The sequence below is a fragment of the Modestobacter sp. SYSU DS0875 genome (genome assembly GCF_054050915.1).
In genome coordinates this window covers 1-22286 of the sequence record NZ_JBJHAH010000016.1, presented here as the reverse complement: position 1 = coordinate 22286, position 22286 = coordinate 1, and the positions used below count along the sequence as shown (strand labels likewise).

The 22286-nt window shown below is 74.9% G+C and carries 20 protein-coding genes; 13 read left to right on the top strand and 7 right to left on the bottom strand.

Annotated features, from left to right (window positions below; translation table 11 throughout):
- Positions 1–45: 45 nt before the first annotated feature.
- On the top strand, positions 46–495 hold the full coding sequence (locus tag ACI79Y_RS11665; protein WP_457158641.1) for an N-acetyltransferase family protein: 450 nt from the start codon (positions 46–48) through the stop codon (positions 493–495).
- Positions 496–585: 90 nt separating this feature from the next.
- Here ACI79Y_RS11665 and ACI79Y_RS11660 read toward each other — a convergent pair whose 3' ends face one another.
- A complete protein-coding gene (locus tag ACI79Y_RS11660; protein WP_457158640.1) occupies positions 586–1470 on the bottom strand; it encodes an alpha/beta fold hydrolase in 885 nt (294 codons plus the stop codon).
- 59 nt (positions 1471–1529) lie between these two features.
- On the opposite strand from ACI79Y_RS11660, the gene ACI79Y_RS11655 reads away from it, so the two are divergent.
- The 5 genes from ACI79Y_RS11655 to nudC all read left to right on the top strand — a co-directional run bounded on the left by ACI79Y_RS11655 (position 1530) and on the right by nudC (position 7690).
- A complete protein-coding gene (locus ACI79Y_RS11655; RefSeq protein WP_457158639.1) occupies positions 1530–2942 on the top strand; it encodes a dipeptidase in 1413 nt (470 codons plus the stop codon).
- Position 2943: 1 nt separating this feature from the next.
- Positions 2944–3828 (top strand): DUF2510 domain-containing protein, encoded by an 885-nt coding sequence (locus ACI79Y_RS11650; RefSeq protein ID WP_457158638.1) that lies wholly within the window; start codon positions 2944–2946, stop codon positions 3826–3828.
- A gap of 207 nt (positions 3829–4035) precedes the next feature.
- Positions 4036–5343: a M16 family metallopeptidase gene (locus tag ACI79Y_RS11645; RefSeq protein WP_457158637.1), complete on the top strand. Its 1308-nt coding sequence runs from the start codon at positions 4036–4038 to the stop codon at positions 5341–5343.
- Positions 5340–6713 (top strand): M16 family metallopeptidase, encoded by a 1374-nt coding sequence (locus tag ACI79Y_RS11640; RefSeq protein ID WP_457158636.1) that lies wholly within the window; start codon positions 5340–5342, stop codon positions 6711–6713. The genes ACI79Y_RS11645 and ACI79Y_RS11640 overlap by 4 nt, the downstream gene beginning before the upstream one ends.
- Positions 6710–7690 carry an NAD(+) diphosphatase gene (nudC, locus tag ACI79Y_RS11635; RefSeq protein WP_457158635.1) on the top strand — a complete coding sequence of 327 codons (981 nt, stop codon included), beginning with the start codon at positions 6710–6712 and terminating at the stop codon, positions 7688–7690. The genes ACI79Y_RS11640 and nudC overlap by 4 nt, the downstream gene beginning before the upstream one ends.
- On the opposite strand, the gene ACI79Y_RS11630 is transcribed toward nudC, so the two are convergent.
- The 3 genes from ACI79Y_RS11630 to ACI79Y_RS11620 form a co-directional block, all read right to left on the bottom strand.
- Positions 7683–8216 carry a uridine kinase gene (locus tag ACI79Y_RS11630; protein ID WP_457158634.1) on the bottom strand — a complete coding sequence of 178 codons (534 nt, stop codon included), beginning with the start codon at positions 8214–8216 and terminating at the stop codon, positions 7683–7685. The genes nudC and ACI79Y_RS11630 overlap by 8 nt on opposite strands.
- Before the next feature lie 137 nt (positions 8217–8353).
- Entirely contained in the window at positions 8354–8950 is a 597-nt protein-coding gene (locus ACI79Y_RS11625) for an ANTAR domain-containing protein (RefSeq protein ID WP_457158633.1), read from the bottom strand.
- Between the two features lie 122 nt (positions 8951–9072).
- Positions 9073–9336 (bottom strand): mycoredoxin, encoded by a 264-nt coding sequence (locus tag ACI79Y_RS11620; protein ID WP_457141907.1) that lies wholly within the window; start codon positions 9334–9336, stop codon positions 9073–9075.
- 146 nt (positions 9337–9482) lie between these two features.
- On the opposite strand from ACI79Y_RS11620, the gene ACI79Y_RS11615 reads away from it, so the two are divergent.
- From ACI79Y_RS11615 to ACI79Y_RS11600, 4 genes are all read left to right on the top strand, one after another.
- A complete protein-coding gene (locus ACI79Y_RS11615; RefSeq protein WP_457158632.1) occupies positions 9483–11513 on the top strand; it encodes an ATP-dependent helicase in 2031 nt (676 codons plus the stop codon).
- 228 nt (positions 11514–11741) lie between these two features.
- Complete coding sequence (locus ACI79Y_RS11610) at positions 11742–12065, top strand: hypothetical protein (protein ID WP_457158631.1); 324 nt, start codon at positions 11742–11744, stop codon at positions 12063–12065.
- A gap of 147 nt (positions 12066–12212) precedes the next feature.
- Positions 12213–12548 (top strand): WhiB family transcriptional regulator, encoded by a 336-nt coding sequence (locus tag ACI79Y_RS11605; protein WP_457158630.1) that lies wholly within the window; start codon positions 12213–12215, stop codon positions 12546–12548.
- Positions 12549–12666: 118 nt separating this feature from the next.
- A complete protein-coding gene (locus ACI79Y_RS11600; RefSeq protein WP_457084932.1) occupies positions 12667–12831 on the top strand; it encodes a hypothetical protein in 165 nt (54 codons plus the stop codon).
- A 34-nt stretch (positions 12832–12865) separates the two neighbouring features.
- Here the strand turns inward: ACI79Y_RS11600 and ACI79Y_RS11595 are convergent, their stop codons facing one another.
- Both ACI79Y_RS11595 and ACI79Y_RS11590 read right to left on the bottom strand, forming a co-directional pair.
- On the bottom strand, positions 12866–14188 hold the full coding sequence (locus tag ACI79Y_RS11595) for an ABC1 kinase family protein (RefSeq protein WP_457158629.1): 1323 nt from the start codon (positions 14186–14188) through the stop codon (positions 12866–12868).
- The gene (locus ACI79Y_RS11590; RefSeq protein WP_457158628.1) at positions 14181–15257 is read right to left on the bottom strand and encodes a ThiF family adenylyltransferase; all 1077 of its coding nucleotides are present in this window, start codon (positions 15255–15257) and stop codon (positions 14181–14183) included. The genes ACI79Y_RS11595 and ACI79Y_RS11590 overlap by 8 nt, the downstream gene beginning before the upstream one ends.
- Before the next feature lie 342 nt (positions 15258–15599).
- Here ACI79Y_RS11590 and ACI79Y_RS11585 point away from each other — a divergent pair, with 342 nt between their 5' ends.
- Positions 15600–16217, top strand: a complete 618-nt coding sequence (locus tag ACI79Y_RS11585) for a M48 metallopeptidase family protein (RefSeq protein WP_457158627.1) — start codon at positions 15600–15602, stop codon at positions 16215–16217.
- Positions 16218–16335: 118 nt separating this feature from the next.
- Here the strand turns inward: ACI79Y_RS11585 and ACI79Y_RS11580 are convergent, their stop codons facing one another.
- Positions 16336–17751 (bottom strand): zinc-dependent metalloprotease, encoded by a 1416-nt coding sequence (locus tag ACI79Y_RS11580; RefSeq protein ID WP_457158626.1) that lies wholly within the window; start codon positions 17749–17751, stop codon positions 16336–16338.
- 171 nt (positions 17752–17922) lie between these two features.
- Between ACI79Y_RS11580 and ACI79Y_RS11575 the strand changes: the two genes are divergently transcribed.
- Both ACI79Y_RS11575 and ACI79Y_RS11570 read left to right on the top strand, forming a co-directional pair.
- On the top strand, positions 17923–18945 hold the full coding sequence (locus tag ACI79Y_RS11575) for a YlbL family protein (RefSeq protein ID WP_457158625.1): 1023 nt from the start codon (positions 17923–17925) through the stop codon (positions 18943–18945).
- A gap of 238 nt (positions 18946–19183) precedes the next feature.
- Entirely contained in the window at positions 19184–22159 is a 2976-nt protein-coding gene (locus ACI79Y_RS11570; protein WP_457158702.1) for a UPF0182 family membrane protein, read from the top strand.
- Positions 22160–22286: the final 127 nt, after the last annotated feature.

Genomic DNA, 22286 nt, shown 5'->3' with positions numbered 1-22286 from the left:
CCCGGAACTGGCGGTCAGCGCACATCGTCGGACCAGGGGGTCGGCATGATTCGAGACGCGCTCGAGAGCGACCTCCCGACGGTCGTGGCGCTGTACGCGGACGACGCACTGGGGTCCGCCCGTGAGCAGCCGGGCGAGCCACTGGTGGCCGACTACCTGCGGGCGTTCGCGGCGATCAGCGATGACGCGCGCACCCGGTTGGTCGTCGCGGACGTCGACGGAGAGGTCGTCGGCACCCTGCAGGTCACCTTCCTGCCTCACCTGGTGCGGCGGGGCGGCCAGCGGGCGCAGATCGAGGCCGTGCGGGTGGCGGCCGCGCACCGCGGGAACGGGGTGGGCCGCCGGCTGGTCGACTGGGCGGTCGACCGGGCCCGGGAACGCGGCTGCACGCTGGTGCAGCTCACCACGGACGCCGCCCGGGCCGATGCGCACCGCTTCTACGAGTCCCTCGGGTTCACCGCGAGCCACGTCGGGATGAAGCTGCCCCTGCGCTGAGCGCTCACAGACCACCCTGACGGTGTGCGCAGAGTGCTGGTTGCTGCCCCGCCGACCAGCAGTCAGCGCACACGCGTGGGGCCGAGACGGTCAGCTGGGCGGGGCCAGGTGGTGGCCGCGGGCGGGGTCGAACGCGGCGCCGGCGAGCACCCGCTCGATGATGGCGCCGGCCAGCGCGTCGGGCGCCTGTTCCGGCACCCAGTGGGTGATCCCCGGCAGCTCCACGAACCGGTAGTCGCCGGTCACCTGGTCCGCGCACGCCTCCGCCGCGGTGCGGCCGATCGCCACGTCGCCGTCGCTCCACACGAACGTCGTCGGCACCTCGACCCGGTCGACCCGGGTACCGGCGTCCATCGCCCGGTACCAGTTCAGCGCGGCGGTCAGCGCGCCCGGCGCGGACAGCACGCCGACGTAGGCGTCCACCGCCTCGGCCGGCACGCCGGGTGCCTCCAGCAGCCGCCGCAGCCGCCGCGCGTCGTCGGCGAGCAGCGTCTGCTCCGCCTCCCCGGGCGTCCGGAACAGCCGGATGTAGCCCGACCGCTCCTTCTGCTCCCGGTCCGCGCGGTAGGCGAGGGTGAACGCCGTCGGGTGCGGCAGCGAGACCGCGGTCAGCGACGCGACCCGGTCCGGGTGCCACGCGGCCAGCGCCCACGCCACGTTCGCGCCCCAGTCGTGGCCGACCACGTGCGCCACCGGCACGTCCAGCGCCGTCATCAGGTCGGCGGTGACCTGGACCAGGTTGGGCAGCGCGTAGGCGTCGACGTCCAGCGGCCGGGCCCCGGGGGAGTAGCCCAGCTGGTCGGGGGCGAAGGTGCGCAGCCCGGCCTGGGCCAGCAGCGGCGTCACCGCCGACCACGACAGCGAGGTCTCCGGGAAGCCGTGCAGCAGCAGCACCGGCAGCCCGTCGTCCGGTCCGTCGGTCCGGACGTCGAAGGTCAGGTCACCGACGTCCACCTGCAACATCCCCACCGGCATGCACGCAACGTAGCCGCCACCGCGCCGGTCGGCTCGGCACCCCGCGTTACCGTTCGACGGTGAGCAGCAGCGCCGAACGCGACTTCGTCACCACCCACCTCGAGGACCTGCACGCCGACCTCGACGCCTGGCTGCGGATCCCGTCGATCTCCGCCGACCCGGCCCACGCCGGCGACGTGCGGGCCAGCGCCGAGTGGCTGGCCGAGGCGCTGCGCCGCACCGGCTTCCCGACCGTGGAGATCTGGGAGACCCCCGGCGCCCCGGCGGTCTTCGCCGAGTGGCCCTCGGCCGACGCCGGCGCCCCGGTCGCCCTCGTCTACGGCCACCACGACGTCCAGCCGGTCGACCCGCTGGAGCTGTGGGAGCACCCGCCGTTCGAGCCCACCCGCGTCGAGGGCGCCGACGGCCCCGAGCTGCACGCCCGCGGAGCCATCGACGACAAGGGCAACGTCGCCTTCCACCTGCTCGGCATGCGCGCCCACCTGGCCGCCACCGGCCGGGACACCCCTGCGGTCACCGTGAAGCTGGTCATCGAGGGGGAGGAGGAGTCCGGCTCGCCGCACTTCGCGGAGCTGCTGCGGGAGAAGCGGGACCGGCTCGGCTGCGACGTCGTCGTGGTCAGCGACACCGGCATGGCCGCTCCCCACCTGCCCAGCGCCGTCACCTCCATGCGCGGGCTGGCCGACGCCGAGATCACCCTGCGCGGCCCGGCCGTCGACCTGCACTCCGGCTCCTTCGGCGGCGCCGTCCCCAACCCGCTGCACGCTCTGGCCGAGCTGATCAGCGCACTGCACGACGAGCAGGGGCGGGTCACCCTCCCCGGCTTCTACGACAAGGTGCGGCCGCTGTCGGACCGCGAGCGCGAGCTCATGGGCCGGGTGCCGTTCGACGAGGCCGCGTGGCTGGCCGGGCCGGCCGCCTCCCGGACCACCACCGGCGAGGCCGGGTTCAGCACCCAGGAGCGCATCGGCGCCCGGCCGACGGCGGAGGTCAACGGCATGTGGGGCGGCTACACCGGCCCCGGCCACAAGACGATCATCCCCGCCGAGGCGCACGCCAAGCTGACCTTCCGGCTGGTCGCCGACCAGCGACCGGAGGAGATCGCCGACCAGGTGCGCGCCTGGGTCGAGCAGCACCTGCCCGACGGCATCGAGGCCGAGGTGCAGGCGCCGCCCGGCGGCGTCGCCCCCTGCGCCAGCGACCTGGACTCCCCGTACATGGACGCGCTGCTGTCGGCGATCGCCCAGGCCTGGGACAGCGCGCCGGACCAGGTGCTGTTCATGAAGGAGGGCGGCAGCGGCCCGGAGGCCGACCTCGTCGAGCAGCTGGGTGCGCCGCTGGTGTTCCTCGGCGCCGGGCTGCCCACCGACCGGATCCACTCGCCCAACGAGCGGGTGCTGCTGTCGATGCTGCACCGCGGCGCGGAGGCGGCCGCCCACCTGTGGCGCGAGCTGGCGACCGTCGCCCGCTGACGTGACCGCACCCGGAGCCGCCCCGCCCGGCTGGTACCCCGACCCGGACGGCGGGCCGGGGCTGGTCCGGTGGTGGAACGGCGCCGGCTGGTCCGACGTCACCACCCCCGCCGGCCCCGGCGTCCAGGTCGGTCAGCCGTTCGAGGCGCCCACCCGGCCGGCCGCCGAACCGGCCTGGGAGGCGTGGAGCGCCGGGTCGCCCGAGCCCGCCCCCCGGTCACGCCGGCCGCTGCTGATCGGGCTCGGTGCCCTGCTGGTGGTCGCCCTCGTCGTGCTCGTCGGGGTGCTCGTCGGCCGCGCCGGCGACGACGGGTCGGGCACCCCGGTCGCCCGGCCCAACATCGAGCCCGGCACCCCGTTCCCCCCGGGCACGGTGCGGGTCGTCGACGAGGCCGCCGGGATCTCCTACCCGTGGCTCGGCGACGGCTGGTTCGAGTGGGACCGCCGCGACCAGGTGGAGACCACGGCCACGGCCGGGCAGTACTTCGTCACCCAGGAGGAGCTGCCCGACGGCTTCGACTCCTTCATCGCCCAGTGCACGTCCGGGCCGCTGGTGTCCGCGTTCGGCTGGAGCGGCCCGGCCAGCCTGCAGATCACCACGACCACGATCGCCGACTTCGTCCGGTACGCCCACTACCCCGGCCCCAACGAGCGCACCGTGCGCCGCGACGAGGCGGTCACCGTCGATGGCGCGCAGGCCTGGGTCTACGAGTTCGACCTCGCCTGGGACGTCGAGGGCTACGACGCCACCGGGGAGCGGGCCGCGCTGCTGCTCGTCGACGTCGGCCGCGAGGCGCCGGCGCTGCTGTACGTCTCCGTCCCCAACACCCACGCCGAGCTCTACGGCGTCGTCGACCGCGTGCTGGAGTCCGTCGAGGTGCTGTGACACTGGTCGGCCTTCCTGGCTCCACCGCGGCCAGGTGCCGTGCCCGGCCGGCGCTGCACGCAGGGGTCCAGGACGCTTGTGCTCTGCTCACCACGGGTGAGCAGAGCACAAGCGCCGGAGGGGTTCCTCCCGGCCGGCTTCGTCGTACCCGTCCGAACGGGCGAACCGCTGGGCGGCGCGTCCGCGGGCGCGGTTAGGGTCGGGCGTGTGACAGCAGCTCAGGGCGACCTGGTCCTGCGCCACCCGGTCGAGCGGTTCACGCTCGACAACGGGCTGCGCGTGGTCCTGGCGCCCGACCGGAGTGTCCCCGTCGTCGCCGTCAGCGTCTTCTACGACGTCGGCATGCGTTCCGAGCCGCCGGGCCGCACCGGCTTCGCCCACCTGTTCGAGCACATGATGTTCCAGGGTTCGGCGAACGTCCCGAAGATGGAGCACGCCCGGCTGGTGCAGGCCGCCGGCGGCACCTTCAACGGCTCCACGCACCAGGACTACACGAACTACTTCCAGGCGCTGCCGGCCGAGGCGCTCGAACGGGCCCTCTTCCTGGAGGCCGACCGGATGGCAGCCCCGGCCATCACCGAGGAGAACCTCCGCAACCAGATCGACGTGGTGAAGGAGGAGATCCGGGTCAACGTGCTCAACCGCCCCTACGGCGCCTTCCCGTGGCTGCAGCTGCCGCCGATCGCGTTCGAGACCTTCGCCAACACCCACGACGGCTACGGCTCCTTCGTCGACCTGGAGTCCTCCACGGTCGACGACGCGCAGGACTTCTTCGACCGCTACTACGCCCCGGCCAACGCCGTGCTCTGCATCGGCGGCGACCTCGACGTCACCGAGACCGAGCAGCTGGTCCGCCGCTGGTTCGACCAGGTGCCCGCCCGCCCGGCCCCACCGATGCCGAACACCGGCGAGCCGTCACCGACCGCCGTCCGGCACGGCGTGGTCGAGGACCCGCTGGCCCCGGCCCCCGCGGTCGCGATCGGCTGGCGGGTGCCCGACCCCGTCAACGACCTGGACACCTACCTCGGCACCGTGCTGCTCACCGAGCTGCTGAGCGAGGGCGACGCCTCCCGGCTGGAGCGCCGGCTGCTGCACACCGACCAGCTCGCGGTCGGGCAGAGCAGCTACCTGGGCCTGTTCGGTGACCCGTTCGACGTCCGCGACGCCACGCTGCTGGTCACCCAGGTGCACCACCCGGCGGAGGTCGACACCGACACGGTGCTGCGCGCCGTCCACGAGGAGGTCGAGAAGGTGGCCACCGACGGCGTCCCCGCCGAGGAGCTCGCCCGGGTGACCGCCCGGGCGGAGGCCCAGCTGCTGCAGCAGGCCGACTCCGTGCTCGGCCGCACGCTCGGCTTCGCGGCCGCGGAGCTGATCCACGGCCGTGCCGAGCTGGCCGGTGAGCTCGCCGCGCGGCTCGCCGCGGTCACGCCCGACCAGGTGCGGACGGCGGCGCGGGGCCTGTCCCCGGACACCGCCGCGGTCCTCGAGCTGCGCGCGGGCGGTGCGCGATGAGCGCCCCGGTGCTGGTGCCGCCGCTGGGCGACCCCCGGCCCATGCCCGTTCCGCAGGTGCACGAGACGACACTGCCCAACGGCCTGCGCCTGGTCGTCGTACCGCGCCCCGGCGTGCCGCTGGTCGAGCTCCGGCTGCGGGTGCCCTTCGCCGCCGCCACCCCGCGCACCGCCGCCGTGCACGCCGCGCGCACCGCCGTCCTCAGCGGCGCGGTGCTGCTGGGCACCGCCCGGCACGACGAGCTGGAGCTCGCCCAGCTGCTGCAGGCACAGGGTGCCGAGCTGTCGGTCTCGGCCGACGCCGACCGGCTGCTGCTCGCCACCACGATGCTGCCCGGCGGTCTGGGCGAGGTCCTCGGTGTCGTCGCCGAGCTGCTCGGCTCGGCCACCTACCCGGCGCGCCAGGTCGAGGCCGAACGGTCCCGGGTCGGGGAGCGGCTGCGCATCGCCCGCTCGCAGCCGGGGCTCATCGCCCGCACCGCCCTGGCCGAGCGCCGCTACGGCTCGCACCCCTACGCCCAGCAGCTGCCCTCGGCCGAACTGGTCGGGGCGGTCACCCCGGCCGCGCTGCGCAAGCTGCACCGTGACCGGGTGCTGCCCGCGGGCAGCACGCTGGTGCTCGTCGGCGACGTCGACCCGGTCGCGGCGGCCGACGCGGTGGGCACCGCCCTGGCCGGCTGGACCGCCGAGGGCGTCGCCGTCACCGCGCCGCCCGCTCCGGCGACCGCCCCCGGCCCGCTCCAGCTGGTGCACCGGGACAGCGCGGTGCAGTCGAACATCCGCCTCGGTGGTCCGGCTCCCGGCCGCACCGACCCGCAGCTGCCCGCCGTCCGGCTGGCCAGCATGGTGTTCGGTGGCTACTTCTCCTCCCGGCTGGTCGAGAACCTCCGTGAGCGGCGGGGGTACACCTACAGCCCGCGCAGTTCGGTGGAGCACCTGGTCGCCGGCTCCTCCTTCCTGGTCGACGCCGACGTCGCCACCGAGGTCACCGGCCCGGCGCTGCTGGAGACGCTCTACGAGCTCGGGCGCATGGCGCTGATCCCGGTCTCCGAGGCCGAGCTCGAGTCCGCCCGCCGCTACCTGCTCGGCACGCTCGCGCTGGGCACCGCCACCCACGCCGGCCTGGCCAGCACCCTCTCGGCGCTGTTCGGGTCGGGCCTGTCCGCCGAGTGGCTGGCCGACCACCAGCGAGCGCTGGCCGCCGTCGGGGTCGACGAGGTCACCGAGGCCGCTCGCCGGTGGCTCGCGCCCACCGCGCTGACCGCGGTCGTGGTCGGGGACGCCGAGCGGGTCGCCGACCCGCTCGGCGCGGTCGGTCCGGTCGAGGTCCGTCCGGTCCCGACCGCGCCGGCGCCGCAGGCCGGGGCGTGAGCGTCCCGCCCGGCGGCAGCACCCCGGCCGACGACCCCGCACCCGGCACCACGCCGCCCGACGTCCGCGGGTTCTGGCCCGACGACCGCTACGCCGGCGCGGTCACCGACACCCCGTTGCTCTCCCGCACCGCGCACGACCGCGGGCACCTCTCCCGGCTGCTGCCCGACCCCGCCCAGGGGCGGCCGGTGCGGGTGCTGCTCGTCGATGACCAGCGCGCCGCGCCTGTCCGCGACGCCGGCGGCCGGCCGGAGCTGGTCTACGACGAGCGCCCGGCGATGCCCGAGGGCGCGATCTACCTCGGTGAAGCCGACGACGTCCCCTACGCCGCGCTGCGCACGCCGCGCCCGGCGGCACTCGACGGCCGGCAGGTCGACCGCTGGGCCGGCCTGCGCGAGGTGGGGGGCGAGCTCGGCGACCTCGACGCCGGTCTGCTGGCGCAGGCCGTGGGCATCATCGAGTGGCACGAGCGCAACCGGTTCTCACCGATGACCGGTGCGCGCACCACGATCGAGCGCGCCGGCTGGGTGCAGCGCGACCCGGAGAACGGCCGTGACGTGTTCCCGCGCACCGATCCGGCCGTGATCATGCTCGTGCACGACGGCGGCGACCGCTGCGTCCTGGGCCGGCAGGCCGTCTGGCCGGCCGGGCGGTTCTCCATCCTGGCCGGCTTCGTCGAGCCGGGGGAGTCCGCGGAGGCGGCGGTGGCCCGCGAGGTGGCCGAGGAGGTCGGCATCCGTGTCACCGACGTGCGGTACGTCTCCAGCCAGCCCTGGCCGTTCCCGCAGTCGCTGATGCTGGGCTACGTGGCCCGCGCGGTCGACACCGAGCTGCGCATCGACCACGACGAGATCGAGGAGGCGCGCTGGTTCAGCCGGGACGAGCTGCGCTCGGGCAGCGGCCCGCAGGCGCTGCCGCCCAGGGTCTCCATCGCACGGCACATCATCGACCGCTGGGTGGCCGGCGAGTTCAGCTGAGCAGCCGGCCGGCCGTCACCAGCGCCGGGCGGTCGGCGTGGTCGGCGAGCACGACCGCGTCGGCCAGCGCCGTCGGATCGACCTCGTCGTCGTAGCGGTCGAAGGCGGGCAGCTCCCACTCCCGCTCCGCCGGCACCCGACGGCGCCGGGCGGCCGGGCTGACCCGCAGGTGCGCGACGACGTCGAATGCCAGCCCCAGCCCCTGCAGCAGCGAGCCGGGCACCAGCAGCACGCCGCCGGCCGGAGCGGGGCGGTAGCTCTCGCGGGCCGCCCGGTCACGCGCCACGTCCCAGAGCGCGGGCAGGTACTCGCCCGGGCCACCGGGACCGCAGCGGTCCAGCACCTCCCGCGCCAGCGCGCCGGCGTCGAGCCAGTCGGAGTACCGGGCGTCGGGATCGGTGCGGCCGTGCTCCAGCCGCAGGGAGGCGGGGCGGTAGAAGCCATCGGCCGGCACGACCGCGGCCGCGCGGCTGAGGCCCGGCAGTCGTTCGGCCAGCGCAGTGGCCAGCGCCCCCGGCCCGGTCACCCCATCAGCGGCGCCCGGCAGGTCCGGGCCGTCGACGGCCACCCGCAGCGCGGCCGCACCGGGCTCGGGCGGCAGCGGGGCGAGCAGCTCGGCCAGGCGATCGGCGAGCGCGCCGGGGGAGAGCGGGAGCGGAGCGGTCAGCTCGGCGCTCCCGGGGCGGGCGCGTCGGTGCCGCTGGAGCCGAGCACGTGCGGCGCCCGGCCAGTGCGCTCGTCGTGGGCACCCCGGCGTCCCGGGGCCGGGTGCGGTGGCTCCGGGGCGAGGGAGGCCAACACCTCCAGAGCGAGGTCGGCGGCCGAGCGGCCCGAGCTGCGGGCCTGCTGGCGCAGCCGCTCGAAGGCCTCTCTCGGCGGGGCGTCGTGGCGCTCGGCGAGCACCCCGATCGCCCGCTCGATCGACACCCGGGCGGCCAGGGCGTGCTCCAGCTGGGCGATGGTGCGCCGGAGGGCCTGGACCTCCTCGGTCTCGGCACGGCCCTCGGCAGCCGCCGGTGCCGCGCCGGACCGGGCCGCCCGGCGGGCCTGACGGTCGGGCTCGGGATGGACTCCCAGCTCGCCGGCCACCAGGTCGGCGAGGGTCATCGCCTCGACCAGCGGGAGCCCGGTGTCGCCCTCCGCGCCGGCGGACTGGCCGCCATCGGCCGGGGGCTGCAGCACCGTCCACCCCGCCGTGGTGCGGGTCAGCAGCACGGCCGGCGCGCCGTCGGGCGTGCGCAGCGCGTCCGGTGGCAGCACGACCCAGGTGCTGCGGGTCGCGGCCAGGGGGCAGTCGGCAGCAGCGGGCTCGGAGGCGGCGGACGCGTTCCCGCAACCCCCCGCGGGGCGGTCGTCGCCCCCGGAGGGCCGCGGGTCGGGGATCACGCGTCCGGGAGCTGCGCGAGCTGGCCCTTGACCTGCTCGATGCTCGGGTTGGTCAGCGCGGAGCCGTCAGCGAACACCAGGGTGGGCACGGTGCGGTTGCCGCCGTTGGCCTGCATGACCAGCTCGGCGGCGTTCTCGTCGGTCTCGATGTTGACCTCGGCGTAGTCGATCCCCTCGAGCTGCATCAGCTTCTTCAGCCGGACGCAGTAGCCGCACCAGCTGGTGGTGTACATCGTGACCGTGGGTGCCGGAGCGCTCATCGGGTGGATCCTCCCTCGTTCGTGCCCCCGAGGGCCACCCGGGGAGGGTGGCCCGACCCGGGGAGCCTGCCGGTGAGGCAACGCCGCGGTCCTGGGGATGCTTCCCCGGCCTGTCGTCCCGGGCTGGGAGGATCGGGTACGTGGGGATGCCGCGGACAGCAGAGGGCCAGATCGCAGGGGACGGGGTCCGGGAAGGGACGGCGGGCGCCGCGGCGGTGCTGGCCGGCCTGGACGAGCAGCAGCGGGCGGCCGCGGCCGCGGTGCGGGGGCCGGTCTGCATCCTGGCCGGCGCCGGCACCGGCAAGACCCGCACGATCACCCACCGGATCGCCTACGGCGTGCACCTCGGGGAGTTCGTCCCCGAGCAGGTGCTCGCGGTGACCTTCACCGCCCGCGCCGCCGGCGAGCTGCGCGGGCGGCTCTCCGCGCTCGGTGTGGGGGGCGTGCAGGCCCGCACCTTCCACTCCGCGGCGATGCGCCAGCTGCGCTACTTCGCCCCCCGGGTCCTCGGCGGCCCGATGCCGGAGCTGATCGAGAACAAGCTCCGCGTCGTCGCCGGCGCCGCGACCCGCAACCGGCTCACCACCGACCGCACCAGCCTGCGCGACCTCGCCAGCGAGATCGAGTGGGCCAAGACCACGCTGGCGACCCCGGAGGACTACCCGGCCCGGGCCGCGGCGGCGGGGCGGGAGCTGCCCTTCGACGCCGCGGCGGTCGCCGAGGTGTACCGCAGTTACGAGTCGGCCAAGCAGCGTGACGGCACGCTGGACTTCGAGGACCTGCTGCTGGTCACGGCCTACGCCATCGAGGAGCACCCGGACGTCGCCCGGCAGGTGCGCGCGCAGTACCGGCACTTCGTCGTCGACGAGTACCAGGACGTCAACCCGCTGCAGCAGCGGCTGCTCGACGCATGGCTCGGCGGGCGCGCCGAGGTCTGCGTGGTCGGCGACCCGAACCAGACGATCTACTCCTTCACCGGTGCCGACCCGGACTACCTGCTGGGCTTCGCCGACCGGTACGGCGACGCCGAGGTGGTCAAGCTCGAGCGCGACTACCGCTCGACCCCGCAGGTGGTCGGCCTGGCGAACAAGCTGATCGGCCAGGCCCCGCCCCGCAAGGGCCTGCCGGGGCTGCGGCTGCTGGGGCAGCGTCCGGAGGGCCCGGCCCCGCGGTTCGTCGAGCACCCCGACGAGCCGGCCGAGGCCGCCGCGGTGGCGAAGGCCTGCCGGGAGCTCATCGACAGCGGGCTGCCGGCCAGCGAGATCGCTGTCCTGTTCCGGATCAACGCCCAGTCCCAGGTCTACGAGTCCGCGCTGGCCGACGTCGGCGTGCCGTACGTGCTCAAGGGCGGCGAGCGGTTCTTCGAGCGGCCCGAGGTGCGCGAGGCGGTCCTGCTGCTGCGCGGCGCGGCTGCCGGTGGGCACGAGGAGGGAGCCCTGGTGCCCACCGTGCGCGACGTGCTGGCGTCCGTGGGCTGGGCCGAGCACCAGCCGCCGGCCGGTGGCGCGGCCCGGGACCGGTGGCAGTCGCTGGCCGCGCTGGTCGACCTCGCCGTCGACCTGGTCGCCGAGCAGCCCACGCTCGACCTCGCCGGGTTCGTCGCCCACCTCGCCGAACGCGCCAACGCCCAGCACGCGCCGACCGTGCAGGGCGTGACGCTCGCGTCGATGCACGCGGCCAAGGGCCTGGAGTGGGACGCGGTGTTCGTCGTCGGCCTGGTCGACGGCGTCGTGCCGATCGCCCAGTCACAGTCTCGCCCGGATGCGGTCGAGGAGGAGCGTCGGCTGCTCTACGTCGCGGTGACCCGGGCCCGCGAGCAGCTCACCCTCTCGTGGTCACTGGCGCGCAACCCCGGCGGGCGCCGGGCCCGGCCGCGCAGCCGGTTCCTCGACGGGCTGGCCCCGGACACCGCCGCAGCGCCCCGGCGCCCGGCGAAGCGGCCCAAGGTGGTGCTGGAGGGGGAGGCCGGCGAGCGGTTCGAGCGGCTGCGCGCCTGGCGGAGCAGCACCGCCCAGGAGGCGTCCGTCCCGGCCTACGTGGTGTTCACCGACGCCACCCTGCAGGCGATCGCGGAGACGCGGCCGACGTCGCTGCGCGACCTGTCCGCGCTGCCCGGCGTCGGGGCCCGCAAGCTCGAGCTCTACGGCGCCGGGGTGCTCGCGGCCCTCGACGGCTGAGCACCCGGCTGACCTGCGTGAACACAGTTCCTCGCGGTTCACCGGTAATTCGATTGACCCGTTCGTCGGCCAGCCCCTAGCCTTCGCTGCAGCACCTGGGGGTGACCCAGGACGCACTCGGCGGGACCGAAGACGGCACCGCCGGAGACCAGCACCACCCAGGACAGAGCAGCACCAGCAGGGAGCGCGGCCGGCAGGCCGGCTCCGACCCCGGAGAGGAGGGGACCCGTGAACAGCACCGACTTCGTCGTGACCGGCCTGGGCGTCGTGGCCCCCGAGCCGGCCGCTGCCGTGTGCGCCACCGCGTGGACCGAGCGCGCCGTCCTGATGGCGCCCACCGCCGCTCCGTTCCAGGGGACCGGTCTGCCCGCCGTCCGGCTGCGCGACCTGCTCTCCGGCGCCACTGCTGCTGACGCCACCGGTGCGCCGTACGGCGCCCGGGCGCACCTGATCGACCCCACCCGCACGGGCCTCGCCGCCACCGGCGTCCCCGCGCAGCGCGCCACCAGCACCACCCCGGGTGACCTGCCCCCTGAAGACCCGCTGAGCTAGCCGCTCGGCTGGTCCTCCTCGAGGCCGCGGAACCCGGAAACCGGGATCCGCGGCCTTCGTCTTTCTCTGCCTCGCGGACCCACCCCGACCACCGGTCGGCGGGACCCCGTCGACCGGCCTACCGACCGAGGAAGAGGAGGAGCGGTCGTGCCGACCACGATCGAGCCCGCGACCCACCGCCGGCGAGGGATCGACCGCACGCACGTGTCCACCACCGGGCTCACCCCGGCGCCGCGCCGCACGCTGCCCTGCCGGGCGTCGTCCGACCCGGACCTGTGGTTCGCCGAGGCGCCGGCCCAGCTCGAGCAGGCCAAGAGCCTGTGCGTCGAGTGCCCCGTCCGGGCGTCCTGCCTGGCCGGAGCGCTCGACCGGGCCGAGCCATGGGGCGTCTGGGGCGGGGAGATCTTCGACCGCGGTGTCGTGATCGCCCGCAAGCGGCCGCGGGGGCGTCCCCCCAAGGTCCGGGCGGAGGCCGCGGCATGAGCCACGCCCACCGCACCACCCGGCCGGCTGCCGTCCGACGTCCGGGCGGCAGCCGGCCCGTGACCCGATGCACCACCCACCGGCGCCGCACGGCGCCCCCGCACCCGGAGGACCCGCGATGTTCCTGATGGACCCCGACCTGGTCCTCGACCAGGTACGGCAACGACTGGCCGACGCCGACCGGTCGGCGCGCGCGCGACGGATCGCCACCGCCCGCCGCTGCGACCGCCGGGCGGAGCGGGCCACCCGCCGCGCTGCCCGGGCCGGGGCGGCGGTCTGGTGAGCCCGGCCACCCAGCACACCACCCGGGTGGACCGTCAGCCGGCGAAGCCCGGCAGCCACTCCTCGCACACGCCCCGGTAGGGCGCCTGGGCGTCGAGCTGGCAGAGCACCCCGATCGACCCGATGGTCACCCGGTGGATCAGCAGGTACGCCGGCGGCAGGTTCAGCTGGCGCCCCAGCCGGCTGGCGTCGCTGCGCGGGTCACCGATCCGCACGGCCTGTTCCTGCATCCACGTGCGGGTGAACTGGAAGGACGGCACTGCGATCGGCTCCAGGAACGGCAGCACGAAGTCGAGCACGCTCTCGGCGTCGACCTCGACGTTCGGCAGGACGAAGCCCTCCGTCCGCAGGTCGGTCAGCACGTCCTCGGCCCGGCCCTCCAGCGCCCACCGCACCAGGCGGCCGATCGGCTCGGGCAGACCCTCCGGCAGCCGGGCGGTGGCGCCGAAGTCGATGACCCCCAGCCGACCGTCGGGCAGCAGCCGGTAGTTGCCCGGGTGCGGGTCGGCGTGCAGCAACCGGGCCCGCTGCGGACCGGAGAAGTGCAGCACCGCCATCAGGTGCCCGGCGCGGTCGCGCTGCTCCCGGGTGCCGTTGGCGATGATCCGGGACAGCGGGGTGCCCTCCTGCCACTCGGAGACGATGACCTTCGGCGCGCTGGCCACCACCCGCGGGACGGCGATCTGCTCGTCGTCGGCGTAGGCCGCGGCGAAGCCCCGCTGCGCGTCGGCCTCCAGCCCGTAGTCCAGCTCCTCCTCCGCGCGGGCCTTCAGCTCGGCGATCAGCGGCTTGACCTCCATGCCCGGGAACAGCACCGCGAACATCCGCGCGAAGCGGGCGAGCTGGTTCAGGTCGGCCATCAACGCCGTCCCGGCCCCGGGGTACTGGATCTTCACCGCGACGTCCCGACCGTCGCGCCAGGTCGCCCGGTGCACCTGACCGATGCTGGCCGCCGCGGCCGGGGTGTCGTCGAAGTCGCGGAACCGCTCCCGCCACCGGCCGCCCAGCTGCTGCGCCAGCACAGCGTGCACGGTGCGCACCGGCATCGGCGGCGCGGTCTCCTGCAGCTTGACCAGCGCCTCGCGGTAGGGGCCGGCGACCTCGTCGGGCACCGCCGCCTCGAAGATGGACAGCTGCTGGCCGAGCTTCATCGCCCCGCCCTTGAGCTGCCCGAGCACGGCGAAGAGCTGCTCCGCGGTGCGCTGCTGGAGCTCGGCGTCGACCTCCTCGGCCGGCCGGCCGGACAGCCGCTTGCCGATGCCGAGGGTGGCCCGCCCGGCGGCGCCCAGCGGCAGGGCTGCCAGCCGGGCCGTTCGGGACACCGCCCCCCGTGGGATGTCCCGCCCGGTGTCACTCACCACCCCATTGTCCCCTCTCCGCCGCGACCCCGCCCTCTGCTGCGGCGCCGCAGCTGCACTCGGGGTGCGGCGGCCAGCGACGCAGGCGGGGTTCCAGCGACGGTGGTCGCAGCTCCACCGCGGCGTCGAGCACGGCCGGGGCCCGGTCGCCGCCGTCGAGATGGGCGAGCGCCTGGACGGCTGCGGTCACCGCGGTGGCCAGGCAGGTGAGGGTGCTGCCCGCCGGACCCGGCCGGCTGGCGGCGAGCTGGACGGCGATCGCCGGCCAGGCCGGGTCGTCGTCCCGGCGCCACCCCTCGGCGCAGCGCAGGCAGCTGCTCACGCCCGGCAGGACGAGCGGACCGACCACTCCGGTCTCCCCGCGCACCGTCGCGACCAGGTGCGCCACCCCGTCGCGGTGCAGCGCAGCGGTCAGCGGGTCGAGGGCCGCCCAGGGGCGGCACAGCACCACCAGGTCGGGGTGCTGCTCCGGGGGGAGTGGGCGCAGGTCGGTCAGCGGGCTGGCCCGTCGGACCGCGTCGGCCGCAGCGAGCACCCGCGGCCGGCCCTCGTCGACGGCGGCGACGCCGCCGACGACCGGTTCCCCGGCGGTCGTCAGCCCGCGGTCGCGGACGGAGACCCGCCCGACGCCGCTGGCGGCCAGCAGGGCCGCGAGCGGGGTGCCGACCCGGGTCGCGCCCTCGACGACGACCGAGCTCTGCCGGCGGACCCGCCAGCGCCCGGCGGCGACGGTGGGCAGCTCCAGGCCGGCCCGGGCGGCGGCCGCCGGGCCGGGGTCGGTGGCCAGCAGGTCGCCGGCGGTGACCTCGTGCAGCAGCCCGGCGCCGCGGAGCCCGGCCAGCAGGTCCTCGACGACGTCGTCACCGAGCCCGGCCGCGGACCAGTCGCCGCGCAGGGCGCGCTCGGTGCGCCGGCCGTCGATGCCGGTGAGCAGCCGGGCGATCTCCGGACCGGCCGGCCACACCCGCACGCCGTCGCGCCCGTCGGCACCGCCGACCTGCACCGTGCCCTCGTCCGGGCAGGACACGGGCGTGGTGGCGGGGAGCAGGGGGTGCGGGGTCTCGGTCACCGGCAGCAGGGTGCCAGCGGGTGGGGCGCCCGTGCCGACGTCGTCCACAGGCCGGCTGGCGCGGACCGGTCCGCAGCTGGCCCACACTCTGTGGACAGAGGTGTGGACACGATGGGGAAGCGTCGGGATCGGGCTGTGCACCGACGGGGGACCGGCGCGCGGCCGACCCGGCCGGTGGGCCGCTCACCTGCACCGACGCCGTCCCCGGGGTGTGGAGGACGGGAGCGCGTTCCACCGTTCGGGGGATCCGTCGGCAGCAGCTGTCCACTGACCGTGTGGACCTGTCCACCACCGGGTGTCGGCCCACTGGGCGGACCCCGCGCCGACGGCTACCGTGCGTCCGTGCACCAGCGACCCGAGCGCCGCCCGGACGCCTCGCCCGCCGCCGCGGGCGAGGCGCTGACGACCGTGGCTGGCCCCGTCGAGGTGCGGCGCAGCGCTCGGCGACGGCGGACCGTGACCGCGTACCGGGAGAACGGCCGCACCATCGTGCTGATCCCTGCCGCGTTCAGCGCCGCCGAGGAGCGCCGCTGGGTCGACCAGATGGTGGCCAAGCTGCAGACGCGGGAGGAGCGGCGCAAGCGCACCCTCGGCTCGGACGAGGACCTGATGGCGCGCGCCCGGCAGCTCGCGGACGCGCACCTCGACGGCCGCGCCGTGCCGGTCAGCGTGCGCTGGGTCGACAACCAGAACCGCCGCTGGGGGTCGTGCACGCCGGCCGACGGCACGATCCGGCTGTCCAGCCGGCTGCGGGGGATGCCGGAGTTCGTCGTCGACTACGTCCTGGTGCACGAGCTCGCCCACCTGCTCGAGCCCAACCACGACCAGCGCTTCTGGGCCCTGGTGCACGCCTACCCGCGGGCCGAGCGGGCGCTCGGGTTCCTCGAGGGCGTCGAGCACGGCGGGCGGACCGCGCCCGCCGCGGCCGACGGCGACCTGGAGCCCGGCGCCATCGACTGACAAAGGTCGAAGGACCCCGTCCTCCTCACCCCTCGCAGGCTCGGGGCGAGCCTCGGGACGGGGCCGATCCCCACCGCTCGCACGCTCGCGGCGGGCCCCTGCGGCGGGGCCGGGTGCGTCACGTGCGGGGGGTGTCGCCGTCCTCCGGGTCGTCGCTCGGCTGCTCCCCACCGTCAGCGGCTTCGTCGCGGGGCTGCTCGTCGATCCCGTCGGCGGTGAGCTGGGCGAAGGGGTCCCCGGCGCCCTGACGGGCGACGAAGTCCAGCGGCTCGTCGAGGTCCTCGGAGGTGGGCAGCAGGTCCGGGTGCGACCAGAGCCGGTCGCGCTCCGCGCTGCTGTGCTGCTGGGCCATGGCCCCCCACACCGTGCTGGCGTCGCGCAGCCGGCGCGGTCGCAGCTCCAGCCCGACCAGGGTGGCGAACGTCTGCTCGGCCGGGCCGCCGGAGGCCCGGCGACGGCGCATCGTCTCGGCCAGCGCGGAGTGCCCGGGCAGGCGCTCGGCGGCCGCGGCGGCGACCACGCTGTCCACCCAGCCCTCGACCAGGGCCAGCAGGGTCTCCAACCGGCGCAGGGCCATCTGCTGCTCGGGGGTCTCCTCCGGCTCCAGCACCCCGCTGCCCAGCAGCCGCTGGATGCTCTCCGGGTCGCTGGGGTCCAGGCCGCCCTCCATGCCGCCCATCGCCTCCTGGATGCCCCGCTCGATCGCCTCGCGGTCGACGTGGATGCCCCGGGCGTAGGCGTGGACGGCGTCGGTCAGCTGCTGGCGCAGCCACGGGACGTGCGCGAACAGCCGCTGGTGGGCGGCCTCGCGCAGCGCGAGGAAGAGGCGGACCTCGTCCTCGGGACGGTCCAGCCCGGCACCGAAGGCGGCGACGTTCTGCGGCACCAGCACGCCGGCGCCCTGCGGGCCCAGCGGCAGCCCGACGTCGGTGCTGGTGGTGACCTCGTCGGCGAGCCGGGCCAGCGCCTGGCCGACCTGGGCGCCGAACATGACACCGCCCATCTGGCCCATGATCCCGGCCAGCGGGCCGGCGATCGCTGCGGCCTCGGCGGGCAGGGCGCTGGTCATGGCGGCGACCACCCGCTCGGCCAGCGGGTCGATGAGGGCGGCCCACGCCGGCAGGGTCTGCTCCACCCACTCCACGCGCGACCAGGCCAGACCGCGGTCGATGCCCGAGGGAAGCTCGGTGACCTGGTCCAGCCAGAGGTCGGCCAGGCGCAGCGCCTCGGTGACCGCCGACCGCTCGCCCGCGGAGGTGGGCTGGTGCCCCGGGGCCAGCTGGCTGATCGCCCCCTGGCGCGCCAGGTCCCAGTTCACCGGGCCGCCGGACCAGTTCATCAGCTTCTGCAGCTCGGCGAACAGCGGCATCTTGCCCATCAGGTCGGCCGGGCCGCCGGCGCCGCCGGCAGCGCCGAAGAGGGCTCCCAGGCCGAACGGGTCGTTCCCGGCCGGGCCACCGCCCGAGCCGCCGGACTCGCCCCGGCGCTCGGGATCGCGGTCGGGTGGGCCGAAGCCGAACGGGAGATCACTCATGACCCCACCGTAGACGCGGGCGGCGGTCCGCAGCGCACCTCCGGGCGCTGCCCGGCGGCCCGTGGTTGCGCTCTGAGCGGAGCGCGCTCCGCGGCCGCCGGCGGCAGGTCACCTACTCTCGCCTGTCGACAGGCGACGCTGGGTCGGTGTCGCGCCGGACGAGGAGGAGCCGTGAGCCGTCGGACCACCGTGCTGGTCGCCGGGTCGGTGTTGCTGTTCGTGTTCGGCGCGCTCGGCTCGCTGCTGCCGGTGCCCTACGTCGCACAGGTGCCCGGCCCGACCTACAACACGCTCGGCGAGATCGACGGCACCCCGATCATCAGCGTGGTGGGCCGGGAGGAGAACGAGACCTCGGGGAACCTCAACCTGACCACGGTCGGGGTCCCCTCCGGGCCGCTGACGCTGGTCGGCGCGGTGCAGGGCTGGTTCGACGACGAGGTCACCGTGGTGCCCCGGGAGCAGGTCTACCCGTCGGGCCAGTCGGAGGAGGAGACCCGCCAGCAGAACCGGCAGGCCTTCCTCACCTCCGAGCAGGCCGCCCGCGGAGCGGCGCTGGGCGAGCTCGGCTACCCGGAGGCGGTCGTGGTCCAGGAGCTGGTCGACGGCTCCCCGGCCGAGGGGACGCTGCAGGCCGGTGACGCCGTCCGGGCCGTGGCCGGCACGCCGACGCCGGACTTCGAGACGCTCGCCGCGGTGCTCGGCGGGATCGAGCCGGGCACCGAGGTCGAGGTCGACTACACCCGGCTCGGTGTCGCCGGCAGCGGCACCGTGACGACCGCCGCCGCGCCCGACGGGGAGGGCGCCGCGCTCGGCATCAGCGTGCTGGAGACCCCGCACGCACCGTTCGACGTCGACATCCGGGTGGACGACGTCGGTGGCCCGTCGGCGGGCCTGATGCTCAGCCTGGGCATCATCGACCTGGTGGGGGACACCGACCTCACCGAGGGCGCCGTGGTGGCGGGCACCGGGACGATCGACGTCGAGGGTGCCGTGGGGCCGATCGGCGGTGTCCCGCTGAAGCTGGTCTCCGCCCGGGAGATCGGCGCCGACCTGTTCCTGGTGCCCAGCGCGAACTGCGCCGAGGCGCTGGCGAACGCCCAGCCCGGCCTCCCGATGGCCGAGGTGGCCACCCTGGACGACGCGCTCCAGGCGCTGGCCGACCTGCGGGCCGGGGTCGCCCCCGACCCCTGCTGACCCGGGCTCCGCCCGTGTGCTGACCGGATTCGGCTCGCCTCGGGAACCCGGCGCGGTCGACAACAGTTGAGGATGCGACCCGGGAGTGCCCGGCCGGCCCACGGGTGCGGCCGGTGCCCCTACGGTCGGAGCCCGGGTGACCGGTGTCGTGCTGGTCCCCGGGAACATCCCCCGAGAACACCTCTCGGGAACACCGCTCTTCGAGAACGTCGCAACAGACAGGAGACCGACCGTGGCCATGCGGCCCCCCGTGCCGGTGCCGACGCTGTCCCGGCGCGCCAAGCTGGTCATCGGCGTCGTCGCCGTCCTGCTGGTGCTGTTCAGCGTCATCGGCACCCTGACCAACGTCTACGTCGACTACCTCTGGTTCGACGAGACGAACTTCACCGAGGTCTTCTGGACCGAGGTGCAGACCCGCGCGCTGCTGTTCGCGGTGGCCGGCGTGGCCACCGGTGGCCTGGTGGGGCTGGCGGTGTACCTGGCCTACCGCTTCCGGCCCACCTTCCGGCCCATGTCCCTGGAGCAGCAGAACCTCGAGCGCTACCGGCAGTCGATCGAGCCGCGCCGCAAGACGCTGCTGACCGCGCTCGCCGTGGTGCTGGGCCTGTTCGCCGGATTCACCGCCCAGGGCAGCTGGCGCACCTGGCTGGAGTTCCGCAACGCCACCGACTTCGGGGAGACCGACCCCCAGTTCGGCCTGGACCTGTCGTTCTTCGTCTTCGACTACCCCTTCTACCGGCTGCTGCTGGGCTTCGGGTTCGCGATCGTGCTGCTGGCGCTGATCGGTTCGGTGCTCACCCACTACGTCTTCGGTGGCCTGCGGCTGCAGACGCCGGGTCAGAAGCTCAGCGGTGCCGCCCGCGTGCAGCTGTCGGTGCTGGTCGGGCTGTTCGTCGCGCTGAAGGCGGTGGCCTACTGGCTGGACCGCTACGGGTTGGTCTACTCCAACCGCGGTGACGTCTTCACCGGCGCCTCGTACACCGACGTCAACGCGCTGCTGCCGGCGAAGAACATCCTGGTCTTCGTGGCGGCCATCTGCGCCATCGCCTTCTTCGCCAACATCCTGGTGCGCAACACGCTGCTCCCGGCCGCCGCGCTGGGGCTGCTGCTGGTCGCCAGCCTGGTGATCGGGGTGGCCTACCCGGCCATCGTGCAGCAGTTCGTCGTCAAGCCCTCGGCCGACCAGCGGGAGCAGGAGTACATCCAGCGGGCCATCGAGTCCACGCTGGCCGCCTACGACCTCGACGAGGTCGAGTACGTCCCCTACGCGCAGGACCAGACCACCAGTGCCGGCGGAGACGGCGACGTGTCCGGCAACAGCACCGACACCGATGCCGCGCTGGCCGAGTTGGCGGACTCCCCGACCATCTCCAACGCCCGGCTGCTGGACCCGAACGTGCTCTCGGCGACGTTCACCGCGCGCCAGCAGATCCGCAACGTCTACGGCTTCCCGGAGAAGCTGGACATCGACCGGTACACCGTCGACGGCGAGCTGCAGGACTACGTGGTCGCCGTCCGTGAGCTGGACCAGTCGGGGCTGAGCGAGAACCAGAGCAGCTGGATCAACCGGCACACCGTCTACACGCACGGCAACGGCTTCGTCGCGGCACCGGCCAACGAGGTCGTCGCCGGCCAGGAGGGGGGCGAGCCGAACTTCACCACCGGCAACCTGCCGACCACCGGCGACATCGACGTCGACCAGGCCCGCATCTACTACGGCGAGCTGATGAACGTGCTCGGCCAGGACGTCTACTCGGTGGTGGGCGGCACGGACGACCCGCGGGAGTTCGACCTGCCCGAGGGCGGGTCGGAGGACCGGCAGATCAACTCCACCTACGATGGTGAGGGCGGGGTCTCGATCGGCAGCTTCTTCCGCCAGCTGACCTTCGCGATCTTCTACCGCGAGCGGAACTTCCTGCTCTCCGGCGCGGTCAACGACCAGTCGAAGGTGCTCTACGTCCGCGACCCGCTGGACCGGGTGGAGAAGGCCGCGCCCTTCCTCACCGTGGACGGCGACCCCTACCCGGCGGTGATCGACGGCCGGGTGCAGTGGATCCTCGACGGCTACACGACGTCGGACGCCTACCCCTACGCCGAGCAGATGTCGCTGGGTGAGGCGGCCACCGACGCCCTGACCGGCGTCGGCACCACGGCCCTGCCGAACGAGCAGTTCAACTACATCCGGAACTCGGTCAAGGCCACCGTCGACGCCTACGACGGCACGGTGAGGCTCTACGCCTGGGACCAGGAGGCCAACCCCGACCCGGTCCTGCAGACGTACATGAAGGCCTTCCCGGGCACCGTGCAGCCGCAGAGCGACATGTCCGAGGAGCTGATCAGTCACGTCCGGTACCCGGAGGACCTGTTCAAGCTCCAGCGGGACGTGCTGACCCGGTACCACGTGGCCAACCCGGTCGACTTCTACAACCAGAACGACCGGTGGCAGGTGCCGAACGACCCGACCCGGCCGGTGGAGGAGGCGCAGCCGCCGTACTACATCCTGGCGCAGCGGCCGGGCGACGACCAGGCCAGCTTCCAGCTGACCAGCGCGCTCAACGCCTTCAACCGGGACAACCTCTCGGCGTTCATCTCCGCGTCGTCGGCGCCGGAGAGCTACGGCGAGATCCAGGTGCTGCGGCTGCCGGGCAACACGCCCTACCGAGGTCCACTGCAGGTGCAGAACGCCTTCGAGTCGAACAACCAGGTGCGACCGGACCTGACCCTGTTCAACAGCGACAACTCCGAGCCGGTGTTCGGCAACCTGCTGACCCTGCCCATCGGTGACGCCGGGCTGGTGTACGTGGAGCCGCTGTACGTGCAGGGCACCGGAGCCGGCGGGTTCCCGCTGCTGCAGAAGGTGCTGGTGAACTACCAGGACCGGATCGGCTACGCGAACACCCTGGCCGAGGCGCTGACCCAGGTGTTCGGGGAGGGGGCCGGGGAGGCCGCGCCCGACAGCGACGGCGTCGAGGGCGACACTCCCGCCCCGGATGAGCCGGCGGACCCGGGTGCCAGCCCGCCGGCGGAGGGCGGGGGCGGTTCCCCGACCCTCGAGGCCGCTCTCGCCGACATCGACGCCGCACTGGACGCGCTGGCCGACGCCCAGCGGAACGCCGACTTCGCGGCGATCGGGCAGGCGCAGGCCGACCTGCAGGCGGCGGTGGAGGCGTACCAGGCGGCGCAGGCCGCCGGCGCGGCCGCGCCGGCCGACTGACGGAGGGGGGGGGGGGGGGGGGGGGGGGGGGGGGGGGGGGGGGGGGGGGGGGGGGCGGGCGGGCCCCCCGCCGCCCCCCCGACGACCCCCACCCATGCCATCACAACAAACACACAAACAACTCAAA

Bases quoted from the DNA above. Each gene is read 5' to 3' on its own strand.
- ACI79Y_RS11665 (WP_457158641.1), top strand. From the start codon at position 46: ATGATTCGAGACGCGCTCGAGAGCGACCTCCCGACGGTCGTGGCGCTG.
- ACI79Y_RS11660 (WP_457158640.1), bottom strand. From the start codon at position 1,470: ATGCCGGTGGGGATGTTGCAGGTGGACGTCGGTGACCTGACCTTCGAC.
- ACI79Y_RS11640 (WP_457158636.1), top strand. From the start codon at position 5,340: ATGAGCGCCCCGGTGCTGGTGCCGCCGCTGGGCGACCCCCGGCCCATG.
- ACI79Y_RS11620 (WP_457141907.1), bottom strand. From the start codon at position 9,336: ATGAGCGCTCCGGCACCCACGGTCACGATGTACACCACCAGCTGGTGC.
- ACI79Y_RS11615 (WP_457158632.1), top strand. From the start codon at position 9,483: ATGCCGCGGACAGCAGAGGGCCAGATCGCAGGGGACGGGGTCCGGGAA.
- ACI79Y_RS11600 (WP_457084932.1), top strand. From the start codon at position 12,667: ATGTTCCTGATGGACCCCGACCTGGTCCTCGACCAGGTACGGCAACGA.
- ACI79Y_RS11580 (WP_457158626.1), bottom strand. From the start codon at position 17,751: ATGAGTGATCTCCCGTTCGGCTTCGGCCCACCCGACCGCGATCCCGAG.
- ACI79Y_RS11570 (WP_457158702.1), top strand. From the start codon at position 19,184: ATGCGGCCCCCCGTGCCGGTGCCGACGCTGTCCCGGCGCGCCAAGCTG.